Annotated in this window: 5 protein-coding genes; 3 read left to right on the top strand and 2 right to left on the bottom strand. The window is 44.0% G+C overall.

What is annotated here, in order from left to right:
- Window positions 1-259: 259 nt before the first annotated feature.
- Window positions 260-1,192: an AEC family transporter gene (locus tag AB3112_RS06435; protein WP_367334135.1), complete on the bottom strand. Its 933-nt coding sequence runs from the start codon at window positions 1,190-1,192 to the stop codon at window positions 260-262.
- Between the two features lie 48 nt (window positions 1,193-1,240).
- A complete protein-coding gene (locus AB3112_RS06430; protein ID WP_367334134.1) occupies window positions 1,241-2,080 on the bottom strand; it encodes an aldo/keto reductase in 840 nt (279 codons plus the stop codon).
- A gap of 173 nt (window positions 2,081-2,253) precedes the next feature.
- Here AB3112_RS06430 and AB3112_RS06425 point away from each other — a divergent pair, with 173 nt between their 5' ends.
- The 3 genes from AB3112_RS06425 to adhE all read left to right on the top strand — a co-directional run.
- A complete protein-coding gene (locus AB3112_RS06425) occupies window positions 2,254-4,623 on the top strand; it encodes a cation-translocating P-type ATPase (protein WP_084974107.1) in 2,370 nt (789 codons plus the stop codon).
- 276 nt (window positions 4,624-4,899) lie between these two features.
- Window positions 4,900-5,427 carry a DUF1836 domain-containing protein gene (locus tag AB3112_RS06420; RefSeq protein ID WP_057909002.1) on the top strand — a complete coding sequence of 176 codons (528 nt, stop codon included), beginning with the start codon at window positions 4,900-4,902 and terminating at the stop codon, window positions 5,425-5,427.
- 239 nt (window positions 5,428-5,666) lie between these two features.
- Window positions 5,667-7,606, top strand: a 1,940-nt coding sequence (gene adhE, locus AB3112_RS06415) for a bifunctional acetaldehyde-CoA/alcohol dehydrogenase (RefSeq protein WP_367334133.1), incomplete at its 3' end; no start/stop codon positions are given.

Below are 7,606 nucleotides of genomic sequence, written 5' to 3'. Positions count from 1 at the left end.
TACATCTATTATGAAAAATTTGACTATGCTGGTGGCGACATTGACACAATCATTTGGAACATGGATGTGCTTAAGACTCGTGACGAAGCTTTAAAGAAGCTGGCAGAAGTCTTGGATGAAAAAATTGTCCGTTAATCCTTAGACAGTTGAACATTGGCGATCAAACAATCCAGTTAAGATTGCGGGCATTGCCAAGAATAAACAGGATAAAAGACGACCACTTTGGTGGTTGGTCTTTTACCCTGTTTTTTGATTTATTTTAAAGTGCCATCATCAGCGCAAACACCAGCGGAATTGTCGCCAAGCTCAAAATCGTTGACAGGCTCATCAGTGCGACTGCCGGACTGGTATCGCCATAGGCCTGCAGCGTGAATAAAACGACTAATCCTGCTGCGGGGCAAGCTGCCATGAGGACGGTTGTATAGAGCGCGACCCCGGAGACACCCAGTGCTTGAAGAACGAAAATTGACAAAATTGGGAATAATAGATTTCTGAAGAAAAGTGCCAGCCACAAGTGCCAGTCGATTAATTGCCGGCTGATGCGAATGTTGCCCAGACTATTGCCGATGACAATCATCGACAATGGCGTATTGATTGAACTGACGTAGTGGATGACCCGATCAACGGGGGCTGGCATGTGAAACGAAAACAGAAAAATCAATAGTCCTAGAAAAATGGCAATAATATTTGGATTCATGATAATCTCACGGAAATTTTGCCAGTGATCGGTGGTTTGCTTGGGATTCTTAAACAAAGAAACGCCGTGTGTCCAGCTAAACACGTTGAACCCGGCTAAGGACGCCACTGCGAAGAAAACGCCGGCGTTGCCAAAAAGAGCACTGGTTAACGGGATGCCCATGAAGCCGGCATTTGAATAGATGCTGCCATACTGGGTAATTCTTTGGAGGTTAATGTTACTTAGTCGGCCAAAAGTAAATTTGGCGACAATAATTTCAATTATGTAAAAAACAACGATGCCGATTACGACCAGCATCAATTGTTTCAGACGACTTGGAGAATAAGATCGCTCAAATGCCCCAATGATGAGGCAGGGTGAGACGATATACAATAAAATATTTGTCAGGTCATTTGATGTTTGGGGATGCATGAACCCCAGCTTATTAATCAGAACACCAATTAGCATGAGAACAAACATCAAAACGATTTGGCTGGTTAGTTGTCCTAGGTCCATAGGGTCACTCCCTTCAAAATCAATTAGTTTTAGCCTATGCCGTTGCGGTTAGTACCGTTTGCCTAATTCGTACACGAGCTCAGGCTCATTTCCAGTCCGTTGGAACTTGTTCATGACGTTAAGCATACTCATTTCGTCATCACTCAATTCAAAGTCCAACTCGGTATTTTCTTTAATTCTCTCTGGCGTTTGCGACTTTGGAATAATGGAGATGCCTCTTTGAATGTCCCATCTTAGGATGATTTGTGCTGGCGTTTTACCGTGATGTTTGGCCATTTTTGCAAGCATCGGGTTATCTAAGACGGCACCTCTGCCTAATGGACTCCAGGCTTGGGTGATAATTGACATTTTTTTATCAAACGCAATCATTGGTTGTTGAGTCAAGTAAGGATGAGTTTCGATCTGGTTGACCACCGGCATTTCATCTGCCTGGGTTTTTAATAGTTCCAGTTGAGATTGTGTAAAGTTGCTGACCCCAATTGATTTGGCTTTTCCCTGTTTCTTAAGTTCCTCTAAGGCATGCCAAGTCTCAAAAAAGTGTTCGGCAACCGGCCAGTGGACCAATAGCAGGTCAACGTAATCGGTCCCTAGCTGCTGCAGGGAGAAATCGGTACTATTAATGGTGAGATCGTGGCCCTGGTTCATCTCGGTGACTTTGTCGATAATGAAGACATCGTCACGGTTGGCAACATTTCGAATGGCGTCGCCCAGCATTTTTTCGTTGCGATAGTATTGAGCGGTGTCAAACATCCGATAGCCGCTTTCGTAGGCCGTCGCAATGGTTTTGTTCATCAGGTCGGGATTGTCCAATTTGTAGGTGCCAAATCCCATCATCGGCATCTCGTGGCCATCCGCCAATTTATAAGTACTCTTATCTACTTGAAACATTTCGGTACCCCCTCGGAGTTATTTAGATCCATTTTAGCATATGCCGTGTTGATAAAATCGTTTGAATTTTAGTTAAAATCAATAAGAATCGTATAAAATTGGGATTGGTAACACAAATCAATGTGATTTTTCCGGTATATTTTGTACAATTATCGTAAGTGAGGTGTTAACTGATGGCAGATGGCAACATTTCCAACGTGAATCCCGATTTGGGGCTGACTGATGCGCAAGTTCAGGCCCAAATTAAGAGTGGTCATAAAAATACCGCGGAGCAATCCCTGACACGAAGCGTGCGAGAGATCTTGCAGGATAATATTTTTACGCTCTTTAATTTAATTAACGTGGTTCTTGGGGGGTTAGTCTTTTATACTGGCAGCTACAAAAACCTGCTATTTTTGGGGATTGCCTTTTTTAACACCGCAATTGGAATCATTCAAGAAATCCGGTCGAAACGCCAAGTCGACAAAATGGTGCTGCTGGCCGAAGGTAAAATTAATGTGGTTCGAAATGGCGAAGATGTCCAGCTGCGGCCAGAAGACATTGTCTTGGGCGATATCATTCAGTTGGGGCGTGGCGACCAAATCCCGGTCGATGGTGAAGTTGTTCGCTCCCGAGGAATTGAAGTCGACGAGTCGCCGATTACCGGTGAGTCGTCAACGATTTCAAAAGCGATTGGTGATCCGTTGACATCCGGAACTTATTTAATTGGCGGGTCTGGTAAAATGCTGGTCACAAAGGTCGGCGCGGATACGTTTGTTAACCATTTATCCAATGAAGCTAAACAGGGCAAAGATACGTCAAGTATTCTGCTGAACACCATTAACCGAATCATTAAGGTGTTGACCTACGTCATTATTCCTTTGGGGATTATCTTATTTGTTGCCAAATTATATGGTGGAACTGGAATTAACCGGGCGATTTTAGGCTCGGCAGCTGCCATGATTGGGATGATTCCGGAAGGCTTGGTGTTGTTAACATCCATGACACTGGCCGTTTCTGCTATGCATTTGGCCCGAAAAAAGACCCTGGTTAGAGATTTGCCTGCAATTGAAACATTAGCCCGGGTTGACGTGATTTGTCTGGATAAGACGGGGACAATTACCAGCGGCGACTTGAAGTTCGTCAAAGCCATTCCGATGATGAAGGATGTCCCGGCTGCCGAGGTTGAAAAAGTTGTCGCCGGAATCACTTATGGGACAGGTGACGGCAACGAAACGGCCAACGCAATCAAAGACGCGATTGACGATCCACAACTTAAAACCGAAAAGATTATCCCATTTTCATCAGAAAGAAAGTGGAGTGGCGTCGGATTTAGCGACGGTCACGACTATGTGTTTGGCGCGCCGCAATTCATCTTTAAAGAATTGTCTCCGTCAGTTCAGTCCCAAATTACCAAGAACGCCGAGTTAGGTTACCGGGTGCTGGCAGTTGCCCAGGTGGATAATCTGGATCCCAGAAAGCCGCTTAATTCACCAACGCTGATTGGCCTTATTTTAATTTCAGATGTGATTCGACCTAATGCAGCGAACACGTTCCAGTATTTCCATAATCAAGACGTCGACATTAAGGTGATTTCAGGTGATGACCCGACGACAGTCTCAACGATTGCCACTCAGGCTGGGATTAATCGCGCGCAAAACAGCATTGATATGACCACTGTTCAAGATGATGATGATTTCGGCGAGATTGCGGCTCAAAACACCGTCTTTGGTCGTGTGACACCTGACCAGAAGAAGCGGCTGATTAGCGGGCTTCAAGAACGGAAGCACACGGTCGCAATGACTGGAGACGGGGTTAATGATTTGTTGGCGCTGCGACAGGCTGACTGTGGGATTGCCATGGCTTCTGGGAGTGAAAGTACTAAAAGTATCGCTGACTTTGTCTTAATCAATTCCAACTTTGATGCCATGATCGACGTTTTGAAAGAAGGACGTCGGGTTATCAATAACATCGAGCGGGTTGCGTCAATGTATCTAATTAAGACCATGTATTCGGTTGCCCTCTCGTTTATCTTTGTTTTCTTTGCGATGGGTTATCCATTTGAACCCATCCAATTGACACCAATTACGTCGCTGATGGTGGGAATTCCATCGTTCTTCTTGGCGTTGGAGCCTAATTTTAATAAAATTACCAATCAGTTTATGAAACAGGTGCTGGTTATTTCGACGCCTGCAGCAGTCTGCATTGTTGGCTATATCATGATAATTGAAGTCATTGGTTTGGTCTTTGGATTAAAATACGAGTTCACCTCGACACTGTGTGTTCTTTTGACTGGCGCAATCTGCTGGCTGGCACTTTTGATGGTTTCGAGACCGATGAACCGGCTAAAAATTGGCATGGATGTCTTGGTACTAGCGGCGTTTTTATTGATTATCATTTTCTTTAATAACGTCTTTTCATTGGTCTCTTTCTTCAATAAGGATATCTGGCTTTACGCAGTCCCACTGATTGCGACTGCTTATCCGTTGTACATTTTTATGCAGGGTGTGATCGCCCGCGTGCTGGATCGGCGAGAGAAAAAGCGACAGGCCAGTGCGAAATAATTGAATGAAGGTTTTAACGACTTGGACGGGTGGTTCGGGTCGTTTTTTTGGGTAGTGGGTTTTGGAGGGGGGGTTGAGGTTGGATTGTCTATAGTCGAAAACGTGTTCCGACGACCCAGATGCTAACTTCTAAGGGGAAATGGATTCAAACCCAGAATCAGGGTTTAAACCCATTTCCCCTTAGAAACCGCATCTCCCGGGTCTCGTCACACTCTAGATTTCATCTAGACCCTCACACTAGCTAACGTGGTATAATAGATACAAAGGAGTGATAACATGAACAATAACGAAGAACAATACGAACAGTGGGAGCAAAAGCTCAAGATGGTGGAGTTGCCACTGTGGGCAGATTTACCCAAATTTGAATTGTACATGGATCAACTCGTCGCTCTGGTTAACGAGACGCTGGGGCCCATTGGGATTGATAGAGTCACTCCTGCGATGATCAATAATTACGTTAAAAATAAGGCGATCATGGCGCCGGTTAAGAAAAAGTATCAAACCATGCAGGTGGCCGACGTGATTTTGATTAGCTTGCTAAAACCGGCATTTTCGCTAGAGACAATTCGTCACGGCATCGATCAGGTTACTGCCAACATTTATCCGCAGCAAGCCTACGACACGTTCATCAAACGCTTATTATTTTCATTTAAGAATATGGACAGCCGAAACAGCCGGGCGCTGGAAGAGAAGAATCTAAATGACAAATTTATGCAGGTGGCCGTTAATGTCATTATTGACCGGATTCAGTCAGAAAAGCTCCTGCAGATCATTCAAAAGCCATTGACTAAAATTACCAAGTAAAAGTTGAATGTCGTGAAATGTTTCACACATAAATAATGGAACCGCTTTCATATAAAAGGGCTTGTTTAACAAGTCCTTTTTATTTTGTTTGCTGTTACATCAGCCTGCAATCGCTTACAAAAAATAAATTGTGATTTTTTGAACAAAACTGTTTACATTTGAAAAATACGTGATATGATTAATCTTGTGAAATTGATAACAAACAAACAACCTACAAACTTTTCATTGGAGGAAAATCAATGATTGATAATAAAGCAAAAGAAACAAAGCAACAGAAGGACGTCACAACTGATGTCGATACTGTCATTAATGGATTAGTTTCAAAGGCCCAAAAGGCACTTGAAATTATGGACTCATTTGACCAGAAAAAAGTTGACCACATTACCCACCAAATGGTAATGGCCGGCCAAGACAAGCATATGGATCTTGCCATCATGGCTTATGAAGAAACCGGCCGTGGTGTTGCTGAAGACAAGGCAATTAAGAATATGTACGCCACTGAAGAAGTTTGGCACAGTATTCGCGACCACAAGACTGTTGGTGTGATCAAGGATGACAAAGAACGTCAACTGATTACGGTTGCTGAACCTCTGGGTGTTCTGGCTGGAATTACCCCAGTTACCAACCCAACTTCAACGACTTTGTTCAAATCAATTATTTCAATGAAGACTCGAAACCCAATTATCTTCAGTTTCCATCCACAAGCATTGAAGTCATCAATCGCTGCCGCAAAAATTGTTCGTGACGCTGCGATTGCTGCCGGTGCTCCTGAAGGCTGTATTCAATGGATTGAAGAACCAAGTATTGAAGCAACCACTAAATTGATCAACCACCCAGGTGTTGCAAGTACGCTTGCTACTGGTGGCCCAGGCATGGTTAAAGCTGCTTACTCAACTGGAAAGCCTGCTTTAGGTGTTGGTCCTGGTAACGGTCCTGTCTATATTGAAAAGACTGCAAACATCCTGCGTGCCGTAAACGATTTGGTTCTCTCAAAGACCTTTGATAACGGAATGATTTGTGCCACCGAAAACAGTGCGGTTATTGATACCGATATCTATGCTGAAGTTAAGAAGGAATTAGTTAAGAACGGTGTCTTCTTTGTCGAAAAGAAGGACCAGGACAAGTTGGCAGAAGCAATGTTCAACCCTAAGACCGGTGGTGTTAAAGGTCCTATCGCTGGTAAATCAGCCAAAGGAATCGCTAAATTAGCCGGCATCAAAGTTCCTGACAACACTAAAGTATTAGCCGCTGAAATTACTGGCGTTGGTCCTAAGTACCCATTGTCAGCTGAAAAGCTCAGCCCGGTCATCAGCATTTACAAGGCTAAGAACCATGAAGAAGGATTCAAGATCTGTGACGAATTACTTCACTTCGGTGGAATGGGTCACACGGCCGGCATCCAAACTTTGGACGACGACTTGGCACTTGAATTTGGTAAACAAATGAAAGCAGCCCGTGTTCTGGTCAACACACCAGGTGGCTTTGGTGGTATCGGTAACCTTTACAACGAAATGACACCATCATTGACATTAGGTACCGGTTCATGGGGAGCCAACTCGATTTCTCATAACGTTACCGACTATGACCTGTTGAACGTCAAAACTATCGCAAAGAGACGAAATAATATGCAATGGATTAAGTTACCACGAGTTTACTTTGAAAAGACTTCTGTTCGTTACCTCATGGATATGCCTGGCATTAACAAGGTATTCATCGTAACCAGCCCAGAAATGGTTGAGTTCGGTTACGTTGACAAGGTGCTTGACGAATTGAAGCGTCGTCCTAATGAAATCGAATATTCACTGTTCTCAGGTGTTGAACCTGATCCAACCACTGATACGGTTGAAAAAGGGGTTCGTCAAATGAACGCGTTCAAGCCTGATACAATCATCGCCTTGGGTGGTGGTTCTCCATTGGACGCTGCCAAGAACATGTGGTTATTCTACGAAGACCCTAAGACCAGCTTCTTCGGTGCTAAGCAGAAATTCATCGATATCAGAAAGCGGGCATATCGCTTCAACAAGCCTAAGAAGGCTCAAATGATTGCGATCCCAACAACTTCAGGAACTGGTTCGGAAGTGACACCATTTGCTGTTATCACCGACTCAAAGACGCATGTTAAGTACCCATTGGCTGACTACGCTTTGACACCTGATGTTGCGATTGTTGACCCACAATT

Origin of the sequence: Lentilactobacillus sp., from assembly GCF_040773105.1 — a bacterium.
Taxonomy (GTDB): domain Bacteria; phylum Bacillota; class Bacilli; order Lactobacillales; family Lactobacillaceae; genus Lentilactobacillus; species Lentilactobacillus parabuchneri.
The sequence above is the reverse complement of the archived record's forward strand: the minus strand, read 5'-3'. Positions and strand labels throughout refer to the sequence as shown.

Bases quoted from the DNA above. Each gene is read 5' to 3' on its own strand.
- AB3112_RS06435 (WP_367334135.1), bottom strand. From the start codon at position 1,192: ATGGACCTAGGACAACTAACCAGCCAAATCGTTTTGATGTTTGTTCTC.
- AB3112_RS06420 (WP_057909002.1), top strand. From the start codon at position 4,900: ATGAACAATAACGAAGAACAATACGAACAGTGGGAGCAAAAGCTCAAG.
- AB3112_RS06430 (WP_367334134.1), bottom strand. From the start codon at position 2,080: ATGTTTCAAGTAGATAAGAGTACTTATAAATTGGCGGATGGCCACGAG.
- AB3112_RS06425 (WP_084974107.1), top strand. From the start codon at position 2,254: ATGGCAGATGGCAACATTTCCAACGTGAATCCCGATTTGGGGCTGACT.